General features: G+C 69.9%; 17 protein-coding genes. 3 read left to right on the top strand and 14 right to left on the bottom strand.

Annotated elements, in window-relative coordinates; genetic code table 11:
• Positions 1-6: 6 nt before the first annotated feature.
• A complete protein-coding gene (locus ACWPXE_RS19835) occupies positions 7-327 on the bottom strand; it encodes a ribbon-helix-helix domain-containing protein (protein ID WP_082188189.1) in 321 nt (106 codons plus the stop codon).
• A gap of 269 nt (positions 328-596) precedes the next feature.
• On the opposite strand from ACWPXE_RS19835, the gene ACWPXE_RS19830 reads away from it, so the two are divergent.
• Complete coding sequence (locus ACWPXE_RS19830; protein WP_454019146.1) at positions 597-1733, top strand: hypothetical protein; 1137 nt, start codon at positions 597-599, stop codon at positions 1731-1733.
• Positions 1734-2034: 301 nt separating this feature from the next.
• Positions 2035-2406 (top strand): SH3 domain-containing protein, encoded by a 372-nt coding sequence (locus tag ACWPXE_RS19825; protein WP_454019145.1) that lies wholly within the window; start codon positions 2035-2037, stop codon positions 2404-2406.
• On the opposite strand, the gene ACWPXE_RS19820 is transcribed toward ACWPXE_RS19825, so the two are convergent.
• The 6 genes from ACWPXE_RS19820 to ACWPXE_RS19795 all read right to left on the bottom strand — a co-directional run bounded on the left by ACWPXE_RS19820 (position 2403) and on the right by ACWPXE_RS19795 (position 9810).
• The gene (locus ACWPXE_RS19820) at positions 2403-4244 is read right to left on the bottom strand and encodes a transglycosylase domain-containing protein (protein WP_454019144.1); all 1842 of its coding nucleotides are present in this window, start codon (positions 4242-4244) and stop codon (positions 2403-2405) included. The two genes, ACWPXE_RS19825 and ACWPXE_RS19820, sit on opposite strands and share 4 nt — an antisense overlap.
• Positions 4245-4429: 185 nt before the next feature.
• Positions 4430-4957: a translation initiation factor IF-3 gene (infC, locus tag ACWPXE_RS19815; protein ID WP_035675720.1), complete on the bottom strand. Its 528-nt coding sequence runs from the start codon at positions 4955-4957 to the stop codon at positions 4430-4432.
• An 84-nt stretch (positions 4958-5041) separates the two neighbouring features.
• A complete protein-coding gene (thrS, locus tag ACWPXE_RS19810; RefSeq protein ID WP_454019143.1) occupies positions 5042-7006 on the bottom strand; it encodes a threonine--tRNA ligase in 1965 nt (654 codons plus the stop codon).
• Between the two features lie 130 nt (positions 7007-7136).
• Complete coding sequence (locus ACWPXE_RS19805) at positions 7137-8369, bottom strand: EAL domain-containing protein (RefSeq protein ID WP_454019142.1); 1233 nt, start codon at positions 8367-8369, stop codon at positions 7137-7139.
• 8 nt (positions 8370-8377) lie between these two features.
• Positions 8378-9451: a quinone-dependent dihydroorotate dehydrogenase gene (locus ACWPXE_RS19800; protein WP_454019141.1), complete on the bottom strand. Its 1074-nt coding sequence runs from the start codon at positions 9449-9451 to the stop codon at positions 8378-8380.
• The gene (locus tag ACWPXE_RS19795; RefSeq protein ID WP_454019140.1) at positions 9448-9810 is read right to left on the bottom strand and encodes a DUF952 domain-containing protein; all 363 of its coding nucleotides are present in this window, start codon (positions 9808-9810) and stop codon (positions 9448-9450) included. Before ACWPXE_RS19795 ends, ACWPXE_RS19800 begins: the two co-directional genes overlap by 4 nt.
• 306 nt (positions 9811-10116) lie before the next feature.
• On the opposite strand from ACWPXE_RS19795, the gene ACWPXE_RS19790 reads away from it, so the two are divergent.
• Positions 10117-10365, top strand: coding sequence for a hypothetical protein (locus tag ACWPXE_RS19790; RefSeq protein WP_014241509.1), 249 nt, complete (start codon positions 10117-10119; stop codon positions 10363-10365).
• A 97-nt stretch (positions 10366-10462) separates the two neighbouring features.
• Here the strand turns inward: ACWPXE_RS19790 and ACWPXE_RS19785 are convergent, their stop codons facing one another.
• The 7 genes from ACWPXE_RS19785 to ACWPXE_RS19755 form a co-directional block, all read right to left on the bottom strand.
• The gene (locus tag ACWPXE_RS19785) at positions 10463-10945 is read right to left on the bottom strand and encodes a cell wall hydrolase (protein ID WP_454019139.1); all 483 of its coding nucleotides are present in this window, start codon (positions 10943-10945) and stop codon (positions 10463-10465) included.
• Positions 10942-11277 carry a hypothetical protein gene (locus ACWPXE_RS19780; protein WP_454019138.1) on the bottom strand — a complete coding sequence of 112 codons (336 nt, stop codon included), beginning with the start codon at positions 11275-11277 and terminating at the stop codon, positions 10942-10944. The genes ACWPXE_RS19785 and ACWPXE_RS19780 overlap by 4 nt, the downstream gene beginning before the upstream one ends.
• A gap of 89 nt (positions 11278-11366) precedes the next feature.
• The gene (terL, locus tag ACWPXE_RS19775; protein ID WP_454019137.1) at positions 11367-12911 is read right to left on the bottom strand and encodes a phage terminase large subunit; all 1545 of its coding nucleotides are present in this window, start codon (positions 12909-12911) and stop codon (positions 11367-11369) included.
• Complete coding sequence (locus ACWPXE_RS19770; RefSeq protein ID WP_454019136.1) at positions 12911-14941, bottom strand: glycosyl hydrolase family 28-related protein; 2031 nt, start codon at positions 14939-14941, stop codon at positions 12911-12913. Before ACWPXE_RS19770 ends, terL begins: the two co-directional genes overlap by 1 nt.
• A 52-nt stretch (positions 14942-14993) precedes the next feature.
• Complete coding sequence (locus ACWPXE_RS19765; RefSeq protein ID WP_454019135.1) at positions 14994-15659, bottom strand: hypothetical protein; 666 nt, start codon at positions 15657-15659, stop codon at positions 14994-14996.
• Positions 15659-17554 carry a hypothetical protein gene (locus ACWPXE_RS19760; RefSeq protein ID WP_454019134.1) on the bottom strand — a complete coding sequence of 632 codons (1896 nt, stop codon included), beginning with the start codon at positions 17552-17554 and terminating at the stop codon, positions 15659-15661. The genes ACWPXE_RS19765 and ACWPXE_RS19760 overlap by 1 nt, the downstream gene beginning before the upstream one ends.
• The gene (locus ACWPXE_RS19755) at positions 17554-18123 is read right to left on the bottom strand and encodes a hypothetical protein (protein ID WP_454019133.1); all 570 of its coding nucleotides are present in this window, start codon (positions 18121-18123) and stop codon (positions 17554-17556) included. The genes ACWPXE_RS19760 and ACWPXE_RS19755 overlap by 1 nt, the downstream gene beginning before the upstream one ends.
• Positions 18124-18223 lie beyond the last annotated feature (100 nt).

The raw sequence follows: 18223 nt of genomic DNA, 5'->3' as shown, positions 1-18223 counted from the left end.
CTCGATTCAATCGAAGGGCGGGATGGCGTCGTCCATGGCCTTGCGCAGAATGCTGGACGGCCCATCTTCGGAGAAGCCGCGGCTTCCGATGGCGTTGCGGAAATAGCTGACAATGAAGACGCGGATCGAGGCGGTCAAATTCGCCTCACCGCGCCTTTGATCGATCTGGGTGCAGATGTCGTTCAGAGTCAGCCCCTCACGCTCACAGATTTCCTTCAAGGAGTCCCAAATATAGGGCTCCATCCGAAGACTGGTGCGTCGGCCCGAAACCTTGACATTGCGACAGACCAGGACCGGCCCTTCCTTGTTCCCCTGTCTGCCCGCCATATCGTTGCCCTTGGTCCCCTGCCGTTGCGGAAAGGCGCTCGCGTTTCCGGCGAATATACATTCACTTGTATGATGATATTGCAAGCGGCGTGTGGGCACAAAGCCAATTTCGACCGGGGGTCGCGATCCCAGCTCGGAGTTCACCGTTCCCGCCACCGCGCAACCTTGGCCCGGGCAAATGCCGCTTCCCTTCCCAGGCGCCTTCGCTGTACCAGTGCTTCGATGGGCCGACACAAGCTGTAGTGGTCACTTCCGGTGGAGAACGAGCGATGGTGCGACCGGCGGCGTGGGGGATCGCGGTGACGCTGATGGCCGGGCTGGCGCCCGTCCTGCCGGCCCGCGCGTCCGACCTGCCCATCGACCGCATCCGCGCCGAGGTGTCGCGCCTCGTCCCGCCGCTCTGGACCATCGAGGAGATGACGGCGGACCCGGTTCCCGCGCCAGCGCCTGAGGGCAGGACCGCCGCAAAATCCGCCGAATCGCGGGCCGCCGTCCGAATCGGGGCCAAGCTTCGGCTCGCCAAGCCGACCTATATGGTGGAAAGCCGGGACGGCGCCATCACCTTCATCCGCCCCGTCGCCGAGGCCGGTCTGGAAAAGACGCTCACCGCCACGGCGCTCGCCACGCTTGGCCCCAACGGCTGGAATGCCCGCATCGAGCTGCGCAACCCGGAGGTGCTGGAAGGCATCGGCCAGCCGCTGGAAGAGCTTCCCGGCCGCCCGGTGCTGGCCGGCTCCGCCGAGGCCAACCGCTTGCGCGAGCAGATCGCCCGCGACGCCGAGGCCCGCGGCGCCGAGGAGGACGCCCGCCGCCGCCGCGAGGAGGATCTGCTCGCCCGGCAGGCCGCCGCCACCAAGGCGGAGGAGGAGCGCGCCGCCGCCGAACGGCGGCAGGAGGAGGCCCGTGCGGCGCGGATCGCCGACCTGCGCACCCGGATTCAGGGCGCGGACCGCCCGTCGCGGATCGCCGCCTACGAGGCGGCGCTGGGCGGCAACGATCCGTCGCTGCGCCAGATCGCCATGGAGGCGGCGCTGCAGAGCCGCGACGCGGTGCTGGGCAATCTGGCGCTGAAGGACTGGATCGCCCGCCGCAAGGCGGTGCCGGTGCAGCTCTACGCGACGAAGGAGGACCCGCATTCCGAAACGGTGCTGAACAACCTGGGTCCGCTGACGCTGGAGATCGATTCCGTCAACCCCGTCAACGGCGCGCTCGCGGGACGTCTGGGCGCCCCCGGCTACAGCATCGCCAAGCCCTCCGCCGCCATGGGCACGCTGGCGCAGACCACCCTGACGGTGAACGCCTACGGCTGCGTCCTGTCGCTGCGCCTGACCGAGCAGCAGACCCTGGACGGGCTGTTCCGCTGCCAGACCCTGCCTGCGCTGATCGCCCGCGTCGTCGTGGACTGAGGCGGCGGATGCGCCGGGTCGCCCTTCCCCTTCTCGGACTTCTGGCGCTGTTCGGCGGCCCCTCGGCGCGGGCGGACGAGGCCGAACCGACCTTCACGCCGCGCCCGCCGCCGACCGCCGTTCTGCCCCGGCTGACGCCGCTGGGAGCGGCGGGGAAGGCGCCGCCGCAGGCTCTGGCGCCGCTGCTTCCCTTGCCGGTGCTGACGGCACCCGCGTCGGCGTCGGCAGCGGAACCGCTCGCCGCTGCTGCTCCCAGGGTGGAGCCCCGGCGCAGGCCGCCACCGATACCCTTGCCGCCCCCTTGCCGACCCGCAAACCCTCCGGCCCCGCCCCCACGACGGTCACGGAAAGCGCGCCGGCAAACCGCTTCAAGGGTGGCTACGCCAAGGCGTCCAAGGAGGATCGCGGCTGCGCGCTGCCCGGTCCCATCGCCGAGGAGCGCAGCGCCGACACGCGCCGCCCGGCCATCGCCGTGGGGACGCGGGTGCGCGTCCGCGCCGCCGCGAACCTGCGCGTCGCCCCCTTCTGCGACGCCAAGGTGGCCGACGTCCTGGAGCGGGGGGAGACGGTCACCGTGATGGCCGCCTTCGGGTCCTGGTACGAGGTCGGGCGGAACGGGCGGTCGCTGGGCTTCGTCGGCGCCTCCCTGCTCGCCGGGGCGAAGGGCCGCTAACCCTTCACCCGGGCCGCCTCGACCATGAAGCGGCGCCAGATCTCCGCCGGGACGGAGCCGCCGGTCACCCCCTTCATCGGCGTGTTGCCGTCGTTGCCGACCCACACCCCCACCGTCAGGCCGCGCCCGGCCACGCCGTCGGCGAAGCCGATGAACCAGGCGTCCCGGTAATCGTTGGTGGTGCCGGTCTTGCCGCCCGCCCCGCTCTTGGCGAGCGCCTCCGGCAGGCGGGCCGTCCTGCCGGTGCCGTCCCGCATCACCTCGCCCAGCATCGCTTTCAGGGCGGCCGAGATTTGCGGGTCGATCACCCGTTCCGCCTTCGGCGGCGTGTAGCTGTAGATCGTCCGCCCGGCGGGATCGCCGATGCGCTGGAACAGATGGCCATTGACCTTGCTGCCGCCGTTGGCCACCGCCGCGTAGGCCTGGGTGATTTCCAGAAGCGACACCTCGCTGACCCCCAGCGCGAGGCCGAGATCCGGCTCCAGCGGCGACTCGACGCCGAGACGGCGGGCGGCGGCGGCGATCTCCTCCGCATGGCCGCGGGTCAGCCGGGCCGAGGCCGTGTTGGTGGAATGGGCGAAGGCGTCGGCCAGAGTCACCGAGGACGGGTAGCGGTTGTCGAAATTGCGGATGGCCCGCCCGTCCGTGAACTCCATGCGGGAGCCGTCGACACGGGAGTCCGGGGTCAGCCCGCGCTCCAGCGCCGCCAGGAAAACGAACAGCTTGAAGGCCGAGCCGGGCTGGCGGCGCGCCTGGAGCGCGCGGTTGAAGTGGTCGCGCCGGGCCGCCGCGTCGCGCCCGCCGATCATCGCCAGGATCGCCCCGTCGCCGTCCAGAGCGACCAGGGCGACCTCCGCGTCGCCCAGGCCCTTGGCGTGGCGCTTCAGGGTGGTTTCCACGCTGCGCAGGGCGGCGGCCTGAAGATCGCGGTCGAGCGTGGTGCGCGCGGTGAAGGTCGGCCCTGGAAGATCGCCGCCGTAGCGGTCGGCGGCAAAACGGTCGAAACGGGCCTTGGCCGTCTCGCGAAAGTGGCCGGTGGACAGGACCGCCGCCTTGTTGGCCGCGGCCAGCATCGGGCGCTGGCGCTTGGTCTGCTCCGCCGTGCGTTCGGTGATGAAGCCGGCGTCGGCCATGGCGTCGAGCACCAGGGCAGCCTTGGCCTCCGCCTTCTCCAGATCGGCGAAGGGGTTCAGGCGGGAGGGGGCGGGCAGCGCGCCGATGAGCATCGCCGACTCCTTCAGCGACAGCTTGCCCGCCGGCTTGCCGAAGAAGACACGGGCGGCGGCGTCCACCCCGTACGCGCCGAAACCGAAATAGGCGCGGTTGAGGTACAGGTACAGGACGTTCTTCTTGCCGAGCTGCTCCTCGAAATCGCTGGCGCTGTACAGCTCGTACGCCTTGCGGGACCAGCGGTTGTAGCGGTTGAGGAAGATCAGCTTCATCGTCTGCTGGGTCAGCGTGCTGCCGCCCTGGCTGAAGCGGCCGGACGTCACCGCCACGGCCAGCGCGCGGGCCAGCCCCTGGAAGTCGATGCCGTCATGCTCCAGATAGCGCCGGTCCTCCTTGGCGATCAGCGCCTGGATCAAATGCTTCGGCATCTTCTCCAGGGTCAGCGTGTCGCCGTACGTCTCGCCGATGGAGCCAATGAAGCGCCCCTGCCGGTCGAGGAAACGCACACCGTGGCCGCGGTTGTACGCCAGCACATCGTCGACGGTGCGGAACTCGTCCCCGAACAGGTCCATCGCCTGGGCGGGGGGCGGCACTGGGAGGCCGGACAGCAGCGGCAGCGCGAGCGTCAAAGCCAGGGCAGCGCGGCGGAGCAGGGATGATCGGAGCATCGGCCGAATGGTGGAGGCGGAATGAGCCTCACGTCGGCGCACCGTCCCGCTTCCGCAATGCCGCTACCCCGTAATTGCGAATCCCTGGAGCGGCATCAGCGAACAAAAAGGCCCGCCGGAACCGGCGGGCCTTTTTGAGGACGCGTGTGCTCTGCGGACGGCGGGCGGGCCGTCGCGCCGAAGGGTCACCTCGGCGCCAGGACCATGACCATCTGGCGGCCTTCGAGCTTCGGCATCTGTTCGACCTTCGCCAGTTCGTCCAACTCGTCGCGCACGCGGACCAGCACGTTCATGCCAAGATCCTGGTGCGCCATCTCGCGCCCGCGGAAGCGCATGGTCACCTTGACCTTGTCGCCTTCCTCAAGGAAGCGGCGGGCCGAGCGCATCTTCACGTCGTAGTCATTGTCATCGATGTTGGGTCGGAGCTTGATCTCCTTCACCTCGATGATCTTCTGCTTCTTGCGCGCCTCGGCAGCCTTCTTCTGCGCCTCGTACTTGTACTTGCCATAGTCAAGGATCTTGCAGACAGGAGGCTCAGCCTGGGGGGCGATCTCGACGAGGTCGAGACCCGCATCCTCAGCGGCCAGCAGCGCATCGCGCAGCGAAACGACGCCCACCATCTCGCCGTCGGCACCGACGAGACGGATCGAGCGAGCCGTGATCTCCCGGTTTACCCGCGGTCCATCGCGGGTCGGAGCGGCTTCGGACGGTATCCTGGCTATGGACGCTTCTCCATGACTGGAAACCCACCGGGGCGCGACCTCCCGGAGGGAAGCCCGCCCGAACGGTGCGGTCGGTTAGAACGGCGAATCGAAGGCGGCGGCGCCCGCGGGGGACCGCGCCTCCTCACTCAGTTTATTGAGAGCGGCTTCGAGGGCAAGAACTTCCTGATCCTTACCACCGAGGGTACGCAGCGCGACCGTCCGCTCCTCCGCCTCGCGCTTGCCCACCACCACCAGGACGGGAACCTTCTGAAGGCTGTGTTCGCGGACCTTCAGGTTGATCTTCTCGTTCCGGGTGTCGAGTTCGGCCCGGATGCCGCGGCGCTTCAGCAGGCTGACCACCTCCTGCCCGTAACCGTCGGCCTCGTTGGTGATGGTGCAGACCACCGCCTGGACCGGGGCGAGCCACATCGGGAACTTGCCGGCGTAATGCTCGATCAGCATGCCGATGAAGCGTTCCAGCGACCCCAGGATCGCCCGGTGCAGCATCACCGGGCGGTGGCGGGCGCCGTCCTCGCCGATGTAGGAGGCGTCGAGCCGCTCGGGAAGGTTCGGATCGTACTGGAGCGTGCCGCACTGCCAGGTGCGCCCGATGGCGTCGGTCAGGTGGAACTCCACCTTCGGGCCGTAGAAGGCGCCCTCGCCCGGCAGGTCCTCATACTCCAGCCCGGCGGCGTCGAGCGCTTGGCGCAGCGCGCCCTCCGCGCGGTCCCACAGATCGTCGGAGCCGGTGCGCACGTCGGGACGCAGCGCCAGCTTCACCGCGATCTTGTCGAAGCCCAGATCGCGGTACACGCCGAGCTGCAGCTTGAAATACTCCGCCGCCTCACTCGCCACCTGATCTTCCGTGCAGAAGATGTGGGCGTCGTCCTGAGTGAAGGCGCGTACGCGCAGGATGCCGTGCAGCGCGCCCGACGGCTCGTTGCGGTGGCAGGCCCCGAACTCCGCCATGCGGATCGGCAGGTCGCGGTAGGAGCGCAGACCGTGCTTGAAGATCTGCACATGGCCCGGACAGTTCATCGGCTTGATGCCGAGCATCTTCTCGCCGTCGTCCGCCGAGACCTTGAACATGTTGTCGCCATACATGTCCCAGTGGCCCGACGCCTTGAACAGCGAGCTGTCGATGAGCTGCGGCGTCTTGACCTCGACATAGTCCGCCTGGCTCAGCTTGGTGCGGATGTAGGTCTCCAGCGTGCGGAACAGCGTCCAGCCCTTCGGGTGCCAGAAGACCGAGCCGACGGCCTCCTCCTGCACGTGGAACAGGTCCAGCTCCTTGCCCAGCCGGCGGTGGTCGCGCTTCTCCGCCTCCTCGAGCTGGTGCAGGTAGGCCTTCAGCTCCTTCTCGTCGCGCCAGGCGGTGCCGTAGATGCGCTGGAGCATGGGGTTCCGGCTGTCGCCGCGCCAGTAGGCGCCGGCCACCTTCATCAGCTTGAAGCCGTTGCCGACCTTGCCCGTGGTCGGGGCGTGCGGGCCGCGGCACAGGTCCAGCCAGTCGTCCTGGCGGTAGACGCTGATGTCCTGGTCCGCCGGGATCGCCTCGATCAGCTCGGCCTTGTAATGCTCGCCGAGCTTCTTGAAGTAGGCGACCGCATCGTCGCGGGTCCAGACCTCGCGCACGATGGGAACGTCCTTGGCGACGATCTCGCGCATCTTCGCCTCGATCTTCTGCAGATCGTCAGGCGTGAAGGGCTCCTCGCGCGCGAAGTCGTAATAGAAGCCGTTGGCGATCGCCGGACCGATGGTCACCTGCGTGCCCGGATAGAGCTTCTGCACAGCGTCGGCGAGGACGTGGGCGGCGTCGTGACGGATGACCTCGAGCGCGTCGGGATGACTGCGCGTGACGATCTCGATCTTGGCGTTGGTGGTGACGGTGGTGGTGAGGTCCTTCACCTCGCCGTCGAGCTTGACGGCAAGCGCATCCTTGGCAAGGCGCGGTCCGATCGACTGGGCAATCTCAAGCCCCGTCACCGGCCGGTCGAACTCCCGCACGCTGCCGTCGGGCAGCGTGATGGCGATGTTGGACGTCACCGAAGTCACCATTTGACTGTTTGCATCGCACCCGGCGGATGCCGGGAGGCGAAATCTCTAATGCGGGCAGGCTTTCTGTCAAGGGCGCCGGGGGCATTTCCGGCCCGAATTCGCCGCCCGAACGGCGAATTTTCTTGCATAATTAATTCACGGCAAAATTATCTCGTGGCGGTTTGCGCGCCGGACGCGGCCCGCCGAACAGGTAGCCCTGGCCAAAGTCGATGCCGCTGCGCAGGATCGCGTCGAGCTGCGCCTCCGTCTCGATCTTCTCGGCGATGAGGTCGACCCCCGTCCCCTCCAGGCGGCGGCGCAGCGCCTCGACGCGCGGCGCCAGGGCGGGGTCGATCAGCAGGGTGCAGTCCAGCTTCAGGTAGCGGATCTCGTGGCGCAGCAGCGCGTCCACGTCGATGTCCAGGTCGCTCACCCGGTCCATGGAGAAGCGGAAGCCGATGCGGGACAGCTGCGACAGAATGCCCATCGTCACCGCCCCACCCGCCCGCAGCTCCTGCTGGCTCAACTCGAACACCAGCTTGGGCACCAGCGTCTGGTTCCGGGCCAACAGATCGAGGAACTGCCGCATGAACGCCGCGTCGCTGAGCGTGGCAGCGGACATGTTGCAGAAGAAGCCGATGGCGTGCTGGCGCCGCTCCGTCTCGCGGATCAGTTGGATGCAGCGGACCAGCAGGAGATTGTCGATGGTGGCCATCAGCCCCGCGCGCTCCGCGATCTCCAGATAACGGTCGGGCAGGATCAGCGCCCCGTCGGCGGCGCGTACGCGCGAGAACACCTCGAAGAAGCGGTGCTTGCGCTGGGGCAGGCTGACGATGGGCTGGAGGTGGATGTCGATCCGGTCGGCGGCCAATGCCTCGCGCACCGCTTCCAGAACCGCGGCGTCGTCCATCGGCGTCGCTTCGGCTCCGGCCGCGGGCGGCGGGTCCGGAATGCGCGGGGCTTGGAGCCCTGGCCGGGCCGGGCGGGATGCCGCCGACGGTTCATGCTCTCCCGACGATCGGGATTCGCCGAGCCGGGCGACCAGCGTGTGCAGGAGCTTGACCTCCTGAAGCACGGCCTCGTGGGCGGCGGAAGAAGGAACGGCGTTGTCGGTTTCCGCCCCCGGTGCGATCCGCTGCTCCAGCCGTTCGGCCAGCGCATCCACGCTCTTCTGAAGGTGGTCCAGCCGGCGCAGGGTGTCACGCTGCCGGCGGGCCAGGCGGCGGTGCAGGTCCGCGACGCCACCCGCCAGAAGGACCAGCCCACCACCGATCCAGCCCACCGCCGGGTCGGTGCCGGGTCGCAATTCCGGCAGGCCGAGGGCGACCGAGGCCGCCGCCGTGGCGACGGCCAGCCCATGCAGGAAGGCCGCCAGGGCCGCCATGCGCCCGCTCAGCGGTGATCCGCCCCCACGGCGTCGCTCAGCGAGGCGAAGCCGTCGCGGCGCAGCAGGGCGGCAAGGTCGCGCCGGATCGCCAGAACCAGCGCCGGCCCGGCATAGACCAGCGCGGAATAGAGCTGCACCAGCGAGGCGCCGGCGCGGATCTTGGCGTAGGCGTCGGCGCCCGACGCGATGCCGCCGACTCCGACCAGCGGCAGCTTGCCGCCGGTCAGCCCGTACATCTCGCGCAGGACCGCGGTTGAGGGCACGAAGAGCGGCTTTCCGGACAGGCCCCCGGCTTCCCCGCGCAGCGGCTCGGGGATCTCCGCCGGGCGGGCGATGGTGGTGTTGGAGACGATCAGCCCGTCGATGCCCGACTCCAGAGCGACCGCGGCGATGTCCGCCTTGTCCTCGTCGGTCAGGTCCGGGGCGATCTTCAGCAGGACGGGCGGCGCCTTGGCCAGCCTGCAGGCCGACCGGGCGTCGAGAACGCGGCCAAGCAGGGTGCGCAGCGGGTCGCGCCCCTGGAGCGCACGCAGGCCCGGCGTGTTGGGGGACGACACGTTGACGACCAGATAGTCGGCCAGAGCCGCCACCCGGGTCACGCCGAGGACGTAATCGTCGGCCGCCTCCACCGTGTCCTTGTTCTTGCCGAGGTTGGCCCCGACAAGTCCCGGCGCCTTGCGCCCGCCGGACAGGCGCCGCTCCAGCCGTTGGGCGAAGGGCTCCAGCCCCTCGTTGTTGAATCCCATGCGGTTGATGACGGCCCCCTGCTCCGGCGCGCGGAACAGGCGCGGCTTGGGGTTGCCGGGCTGCGGGCGGGGGGTCACGCTGCCCGCCTCGACGAAGCCGAAGCCCAGCCGCAGCATGGCGTCGACCACCTCGGCGTTCTTGTCGAAGCCGGCGGCGAGGCCGACCGGGTTGGCAAAGTCCAGGCCGAACACCCGGCTCCGCAGGATGGGATCGTCCTTTTCCCGCACCGGCGGCATCAGCCCGCTCGACAGGGCCTTGATGGTCAGCCCGTGCGCCGTCTCCGGATCGAAGCTGCGCAGGACGGGGCCGACGATGGGAAACAGGTCGATCACGGTGTGGTGTCCTTGAAGGTCGCCGGAAAGAGGTGGCGGCCGTCCGGCCCCAACGGCAGCGGGTCGGCGCGCAGCACCGCCGCGGGCAGCAGCGGGCCGTAGAGATGGGGGAAGAGCTGGCCGCCACGCGACGGCTCCCACTTGAGCGCGTCGCCCAGCGCGGCGCCGTCCACGGTCAGCAGGACGAGGCCGTCCTGCCCGGCGCGGTGCTTGGCGGCACTTTCCTCGACCTGGGCGCCGGTGGAGAAATGGATGAAGCCGTCCGCCGCATCCTGCGACGAGCCGTGGTAGGCCCCGGCGGCGAGCGCCCGCTCCCACTCCGCGGCGCGGCACATATGAAAGATGATCCGTTCAGTCATGGCGGGGCGACCTTACCGCAAAGCCCTCCGCCAATGCCAGCCGTGGCAAAAACGGGAGAACCGGCGGAGCGTTGATAACTTCAGAATGGGACGTTGCGCTGTTTGCTTCGCAATTTGCAAACGTGGCTTTGGGAATCCCCTGACATTTTGCAGAAGGAAAATTCGCCGTTCCGCCGCATCGCACCCCGGCGACCACACGGAAAAGCCGCAAAATCAAGGACTCTCCAGGGCATCCACCCCTTCTTCGGCAACTTTTCGGAGTTGGCATCGGGATTGCTGAGAGATGGGCAAGCAAGGAGATGCCCCATGAACGCGATTGCGATGAATGTTGTGAAGGAACGCCACCCGGTGGAACACGCGCTCGACTCGCGCATCCATGGAGTGATCGTGTCCAGCGTGGACAGCGCCCCCCTGACCGCCTCCGTCGAGCCCAGCAGCACGCCCGTCCCGCTGAAGCCCTCGGCGGCGATGCTGGCCGCCGGGTCGCGCGCCGGCGGCGTCTCGGTCGAGACGGCCTGGAAGATCTATCTGGCGATGATCAAGGAAGCCGCCTGACCGGTCCGTTCCAGCCTCTCCTTCCGCGGCGGCGGTCCGGACCCGGATGTCCGGCCCGCCGGAACGCGACACGGAGGCGTCGGTGCAGCACGAGGCGTCATTCGACGTCGTCGTAGAACTGCAACCCGCCGATCTCGGCACAGACGCTGCGCCCTTGCGCCCATTGCGGGTTCGCCCCCGCCCGGTGCAGGTGAGTCGCTCCGCCCGTCGGGTCGTCGAGCAGACCGGCCACCGCGCGGCGGGCGATCCGTTGGGCGGCGGCGAAGACCGGGTCCGCGGCGGTGACCGACAGCAGCCCCAGCCGTCCTGGCGCGTCCGGGTCCCAGCAGGGAAACTGTCCCGGCAGCCGGCAGACGGCGACCACGTCATTCCCCCACCACCACCCGCCATGGTCGCGCGCCCGGCTGACGCGGTTCATCACGACCGCCGCCACCGCCTCCATGGCCCGCACGGACTCGCCGCGCGCCTCACCCCACAGGGTGCGGGCGAGCGTGTCGACGGCTTGGCCAGGCGCATCGGCGGCCGGCCCCTGCGGCGCGGCCACCGGTCCGGGTTCCGGCTTCAGGACACGCGGCCTCATCGGCGGCCCCCGTCGCCGTAGGGCGGGGCGTAGGGCTGGACGAGCGGCGCGCAGCCGTTCTCCAGCTTGGTCTCGATGCGCAGCAGATGGTCGGTCAGCCGCCGCTCCACATCCTTCAGCGTCGCGACCGAGACATAGGTCTTGGCGACCTCCAGCTTGTAGGCGGCCAAGCTCTCACGCACCTGCAATTGGGCGGTATCGGCGCGCGCCCGCACCGTCTCCAGCGCGGTTTCGGCATCCCGGCGCAGCCGCGCGATCAGCCAGAACAGCCCGCCCATCACCGGCAACTCGACCGCCGTGATCCACCAGGACAGGTCGATGGACTCCTGCATCTCCGTTCTCCAAGGAAAAAGGCAAAAGAAAGGGCCGCCCTCCGGTCAGGGAAGGCGGCCCGTCGAACCACGGGACTTCGCGGGAATGGTCACACGTCCCATTCCTCAACCGGGGGCGGCGCCGCAACGGCGCGCCAGTCCGGCTTGCGGCCCGGCAGCGGCTGGCGGTCGAAGCGGAAGGGCTCGCAGGACAGCGCGCCGGCCACCGCGTCCAGCCCGTCGTCGCGGCCGGCGTAGCGTGCGTCCGGCGACCATTCGCGCATCTCGCGGATGAAGGGCGTCTCCCACACCGCGGCGTGGGCGAGCAGCCGACGGTCAGCCAGCAGCGCGTCGAACGCCTCGCGGATGCGCAGCGCCTTGGCGCGGCGGCTGGCCTCCTCGACCACGGCGGCGGCGACCTTCTCCGTGCGCAGCGCCTTGCGAAGCAGGCCGGGCAGGAAGCGCCCAATGCCGTTGATCTCCACATGCACCGCCGGCAGGTGGTGCCGCTCCAGGAAGCGGGCGACCTGGAGGCATTGCTGCTCCGCCTCGGTGTCCGGATCGCCGGGGTCCACCGACAGGTAGAGCACGCGGTGCAGATAGAAGCGCCCGTCCTCCCCGCCGAACACCGCGGCGACAACGCTGGAATCGCCGGGCTTGCCGCCCTCCGCCGCCGGCCGCGCGAAGGCCGGGTCCCACCAGCAGGAGGCCGAGGCCATGCGCAGGCCGTTCAGCGTCAGCACCGCCCGCCCCGCCGACTCCCGGTAGTCCAGCTCGCCGTCGTAGCGGCCCAGCCGGTCGGGGTCGAGGAACCCTTCCGCCTCGTTGACCGGCTGCAGCAGCATCTGGCTGGTGAACTTGTTGGGGCCGGTCGTCTTGCGGATGCGGTTGACGTGGGCCTCGCCGAAGCGCTGCGGCCAGGCGTAGCGGCGCCGGCCGTCCGGGCCGTCGGTGTAGACCGGCAGGACCAGCCGCGCGAAGCCGTCCAGGAAAGGCCGCGTCTCGCCCGCCTCCGCCCGCGGCTCCTCCGCGTAGATGGAGTAGTAGCTGTGCGGCGTCCCGACATAGAGCTGCACCCCGCCCGGCACCAGCAGATAGTCGATCTCCGCCAGCCTCTCGCGCAGGTCGGCGCGCTTGCCCGGACTGCCGGAGGTGCGCGGCACCTCGACGTCGTCGCAGATCACCACGTCGGCGCGGCTGCCCGTGATGTTGCCACCCACACCCGCCGCCACCATGGAGGGGTCGCGCAACTCCTGAGCCCGCACCACGGTGAACTGGTCGGCCGCCCACTGGTCGCGCTCCTTCGCCGGGGGCTTCAGGCCGCGGGTGTCGGGATGGCGCTCGATGATGCGCTTGACGTTGCGCACCATCTTCTTGGCCAGCTTCAGGTCCGCCGCCAGGACGAGCAGCCGCCGGTTGGGGTCCTGGTAGAGCATCCAGGCCGCGAACAGGCCGACGATGGACGACTTGCCCGCCCCGCGGAAGGCCATCAGCAGAAGGCGCGGCCCGATGCCAAAAGACCCGACTCCGACGGCTTGCCGTTCCAGCCACGCAGCGATCTGCAGATGGTGGCGGGGGGTGGTCAGCTCCGATTGCCGGTTCCAATCCTGGACGAAGGCGAAGAAGCCCTTCTTGCGCGTTTCCGCCGCCTCCATCACACCACCCGTCCCAGAATGTGCCAGCCGGCGCCGTTGGACATCGCCGTGACCGCACTGCCGGTGGCGCCCAGGGTCACCGGAGCGTTGTCCGGCCCACTGCCGCCCTGCACGGTGACGGTGACCGGGTTGCCCGACACGTCGGCCTTCTTGACCGTCACCGTGCGTCCGACCGCGTGCAGCGCCCCCGCCTGCGGCAGCCGCACCGTGACCGCGCCATTGAAGGCGCTGACCAGATACAGCGCCTGATTCAGGTCCGGCTCGAACAGGCCCGGCCGGTCGTGAAAATAGGCGTTGCCCGGCCGATTGTTGCCAGCCACCACCCACCAGCCGGCCCCGTTCGAGACGATGGTCACGAAGTCGTAGCGGTTGCCCAACGCCACCGTCCGGCCGTCCGGTCCCGGCCCGCCCTCCTCGGTGATGGTCAGGCGGTGGAGGGAGGCGTCCGTCCGCTTCAGCGTCACCGCATGGCCATTGGCCGCCCCCGCCGCCGGCAGCCGAAGCTCCACGTCGCCGCTGTAGGCGCTGACCAGATAGACGGAACTGGTCAGGTCCAGCACGACCACCCCGCCGGCCTGCGGCTCCACATACTCGGTGTCGTAGCGCAGGGCCTCGACGACCAGTTCGGAGACGCGGCTGCGCCCCAGCCGGTTCTTTTCCGGATAGCCGGCGTTCACCGCCGTGTAGCGGCCGCCCGACAGGTCGTGGATGGCCGGGCCGGCGGACATCGACAGCAGGTTGACGATGGCCGTTTCCACCGACCCGGCGTCGAGCTGCACATTCGGTACGCCGCCCAGCGACTCCGCGTAGAAATTCAGGATCAGCGTCTTGTCGGTGTTGGCGCCGACGCGGAAGCAAGCCAGCGCCATGGTCGACAGGTTGGCCTCGCAGTCCTGGAAGCTGTTGTTGTACTTGCCCTGCTCCACGAAGAAGCCGCAGCCGGCGATCGGCGCCGACAGGGAATAGACGCGCACCATGGAAAAGCGGTTGGCGTTGGGCGTGTCGCCCTCCCCCGTCCGGGTCAGCCACACCCCGTGCAGCGACGGACGGGCCACCAGCACGCGCGACACCATGTTCCAGTAACAGGGCCAATTGGGGTCGGCATAACCGTCGAACAGCAGCCCGACCCGCGGGTCCCAGACGGTCAGGTCGCTCAGCGTGTTGTGCACGCAGGGGCCGTCCCGCCCAAACAGCTTCACCGCGGCGTCGCCTCGCTCCAGCCGCAGGCCGCTCACCGTGGCGTAGCCGTCCGGCAGATGGATCAGGTCGAACGCGGCCGAGGCGCCGGCGATGACCGACCTTTGCCCCGCCCCATACAAGGTTTGCCCATAGCCCACAGTCAGCGTGTTGGTGATCCGATAGGTGCCCGGCGGCACATGAACGGCGTTCGCACTGGTCAGCGCGGCCTGGATCGCCCGCGTGTCGTCCACGACCCCGTCGCCGACCGCGCCGAAATCCCTCACCGACAGGGCGTCGGCCAGCTTCTCGCGCACCGGGCGGCGCACCGCGCCGGCGCCGGGTGCGACGAAGGTCGACAGCGCCTCCTCGTCCACCGGTGGGCGTGCGATGGGATTTCCCACCGTATCGAAGGCCAGGAGCTGGCCCGCCCGCACCGTCCGTTCCGGCAAGCGGTTGGAGGCCGGCAGGTCGGTGTCGGTGTAGCGCAGCATCAGCTCCTGGTCCCCGGCCACCTGCTGGAGCGCGGCGGTCAGCTGGTCGAACTCGCGGTTCAAGCTGGCGGCCGGCAACGGCCCGCTCTCCAGGAAGTCGCTCATCCGCTCGATGGGCAGGCGGCGGCGCAGCAGGACGGGCGTCCCGGCTTCCGGCGGTATGGCGAAGGCCACCGTGCCGCCCGCCGTCTCCCCGGCGCCGCTCACCGCATAGCCCGTGGTCTGCCGCGCCGCGCCCAGGAAGACTTGGAGGTCGTTGTCCTCGAAGACCGGGAACGGAAAGGTGAAATCCGTCTGCACGCCGTCGGCAAGATACTGGACGCGCGGGTTGCCGCGCGGAACGTCGATTGCGCTGGGCATGGGTGCGCCCCTCCTGCTGCGTAGAACGATAAGATTCGGCGGGGCGGAAGAGTCAGTAGAAGCGGCTCATGAACTCCAGCCGCTGGCGCTCGGCGAGCTGCGCCTGTTCCAGCAGGTTGCGGCGGCGCACGCTGTCGACTTCCTGCTGGATGGCCTCGCGCTTCAGCCGGTCGGCACCCTCCGCCTCCCCGCGCTCCGCGGCGCTGTCCTTGACGACACCGAGCAGGATCGCCTCGCCCGAGCCGTCCGCCGCGCTGACCCCGTTGGAGCCGAGCGTCGCGCGGGTGCGCGCCACGGTGCGGCGCAGGACGTCCACACGCCGCCGCTCGTCGGATTGCGCGGCGGCGGACATCTGGGCCAGCCGCGTGCGGGCGTCCCCTTCCTTATCGGCCAGCGTGGCGGCCTGCCCGGTGCGGAGCTGCTGGGCGGCAAGATTCTGGCTCTGCGCCAGCCAGTCCATCTCGCGGCTGCGCTGCCGCTCCGCCTCAGCGCGGGCCTGCTCCTCCTTCTGGCGCTGAAGCTCCTGGTCCTGGCGCCGCAGTTCGTCCTCGCGCTGCCATTGCAAGCGCTGCTGCTCCGCCTGCTGGGCGTATCGGCGCTCGTCGGCGGCCTGCTGCCGGCGTGCGCTGTCCGAGGTGCCGGAGACGCGGTCCACCGTGTCGGCGACGGAGTTCGCCAGCGGCAGAGCCGTCATGGCCAGGGTCGTGATTCCGCCCATCAGTCGTTCACCCTCAGTTCCATGGTTACGGACAAAAGCGTGAAGGGCAGCGGCGCGTCCTGCCGGATGCTCCACAGCGGCCGGTCGCTGTCGCGCCGCCAGCCCAGCGCCCGCAGCTTGCGGTCGCCGGAGACCAGCGCCGGAACGCCGCCCGTCGGCTGTGGCCCCGTCCGGTGCAGCGGCAGCTCCTGAAGGCCGCGCCCCAGGTCGGCGTGGAGCGCCGCCGTTTCCTCCAGCCGGAAGCCGACGGAGACCAGCCGCACCGCGTCGGTTCCGCCCGCCTGCCCAAGCAGGCTGACCGGCAGCGGCTCAATGCGGTGGCTGTAGGGCAGCCCGGCCTCGACGTGGCGGGCCGGCGGGTCGAGCACGATCTTGCCGGCGGCGACGGTGGCGTCGGCGCGGACCGTCCCGTCGGCGACCACCGCGACGGTGCGCCCCTCCAGATGGTCCAGCCCGCTCCACACCGCGGTCGGGGCCTCGTGGTCGCCGACCAGGGCGGCGTCGAGATTCAGCCCGTCGTCGAAGCGCTCCACGCTCCACCGCCCGGCGCGATCGACCAGCGCGTAGACCTCGTCCCCGACCACCGCAACGGAGCGCACCGCCCCGTCCGTCTCCAGCCGGGTCCAGGCGGTCACCTGCTCCAGGCGGTAGACGGTCAGGGCGCACAGCGCGCCGTCCTCCATCACCACGAACATCAGCCGGCGGCCCTGGTCGTAGTCCTGGTCGCGCGGCTTCACCACCAGATGGCGGGCCAGCAGCGCCAGATCGTTGGCCTGATAGGCGGCCTCGGTGTCGGTGTAGAGGAATTCGCGGATCTCCCGCCCGTTGCGCGACACGAACAGGGTGGCCCCGTCCACATCGCGCGGCGGCACGGAGCGGTCGACGGGCGAGCCGATGCGCGTCTGCCGGTGGACCTGGATGTTCTGCGGGGTCAGCGGATCGCCCGACACCATGTATTCGGCGCCCGAGGTGAAGACCTGGAGATGCCGCCCGGAGAAGACGGCGCGCACCGCGTTCACCTGATCGGACAGGATGCCGAACTCGATGGCCTCGTCGTCCTGCCCGGTTCCCAGGTCGAAGTTCCACAGGTCGGCGGAGCGCGACAGCCACAGCCGGTTGGGCAGGTCGCGCGACCCGCCGATGACCAGCCGGTCCTGGTGGAAGGCCGCCGACACCGGCCAGCCGCGCAGCGGCGAGAAGGACTGTTCGTCCCAGGCCGTCGTCGCGGCGGTTCCGGCCAGCGTCTCCAGCACCGTTGCGGTGACCTGCGTCGCCGAGACCACCCCCTCGACGCGGAGCTGTTTGCCCTGGATGCGCAGTCGGGTTCCCTCCTGCTTCGGGTCGAAGGCCGCGGCGGAGGCGGTCACCGTCACCAGCCCGTCGGTGCCCGACGGGGTCAGCGTCACGGCCGGGTCGGCGAAGCGGTAGAAGGGCATCGCCACCCGCTCCCCGTCCGCGACGTAGCTCCAGCCGCTCAGCGCCCAGGCGTCGGCGCCGCTGCGGGTCAGCTTGCGCGGCGGCACGTCGGGGTGGCAGACCAGCAGCGTGTCGGCGCTCTGCGTCCAGGTGATCTGGGCCAGCTGGGCGGCGGTCCAGGGGGCCTCCACGCTGGCGATGGGCGTGTCGTTGCCGTAGACGTCGATCCGCCCCTCGGAAAAGACCAGCAGATAGGTCTGCTCCGTGTTGAACTCGAAGGCGACCAGCCGCCCGTCGCCGCGGGCCGGATCGACGAAGGCGAGGCCGGAGCGGCGCGTCACGCCGCCGGTCGGGTGGATGAACAGGTTGCGCAGCGCCAGCGCCCCATTGTCGTAGGCGCGCAGGTCGCCGCGCCCGAGCAGCCGGCGGGAAATCTCCCCCGCCGTGAAGTTGGTCTTCACCTGACGAACCCGCGCCATCAGCCCCTCGCGTCGATCAGGGTGAAATCCTCGAAGCCCGGCTGGCTGTCCTGCAGGGCGTCGATCTGGCGGGCGCGGCGGAACTCGCTCTCGGCCAGCCGCTGCAGCAGCTCCGCCCGGCTCGTGCTCTCGGTCAGCGGAATGCAGAACTCAGCGGCCAGCCGGGCGATCAGCGCCTGGTCGAAGAAGGCGGGAAAGTCCTCCTCCGCCGGACGTCCGACATAGGTCAGCACCACCGCGTCGGACGCCGCGTGCAGCGCCCGCCCGGCGATGCGGTAGTCGAGACCGCGGCCCCGCCCGCCCGACCCGGCGCCGAGCGCGCGCAGGAAATCGGCGGGAAGCTGGAACGCCACGCCGTAATCGGCGACCGGGTCGTCGGCCAGCCGCGCCAGCCGCGCCTGCCGGGTGGCGAAGCTCCAGGCGTTGGCGGAGAGCAGCGCGTCGCGCGCCGGCTCAAAGAGCGCCCCCGCGACCTCCGCCTCGGCGGTGCCCTCGTCGAAGGCGGTGATCGCCGTCGCCCCGATCTTGATGAGCGCGCGGCTGCACAGCCCGATAGCCGTCAATGCCATGGGATCGATCCTTCGGATCAGAGGGAGACGAGCTTCCATAGCCCTCTCCCCTCTGGGGAGAGGGTGGCCCGCAGGGCCGGTGAGGGGGATGTGCGTGGCG

The sequence above is a fragment of the Azospirillum sp. Marseille-Q6669 genome (assembly GCF_965111635.1).
The sequence above is the reverse complement of the archived record's forward strand: the minus strand, read 5'-3'. Positions and strand labels throughout refer to the sequence as shown.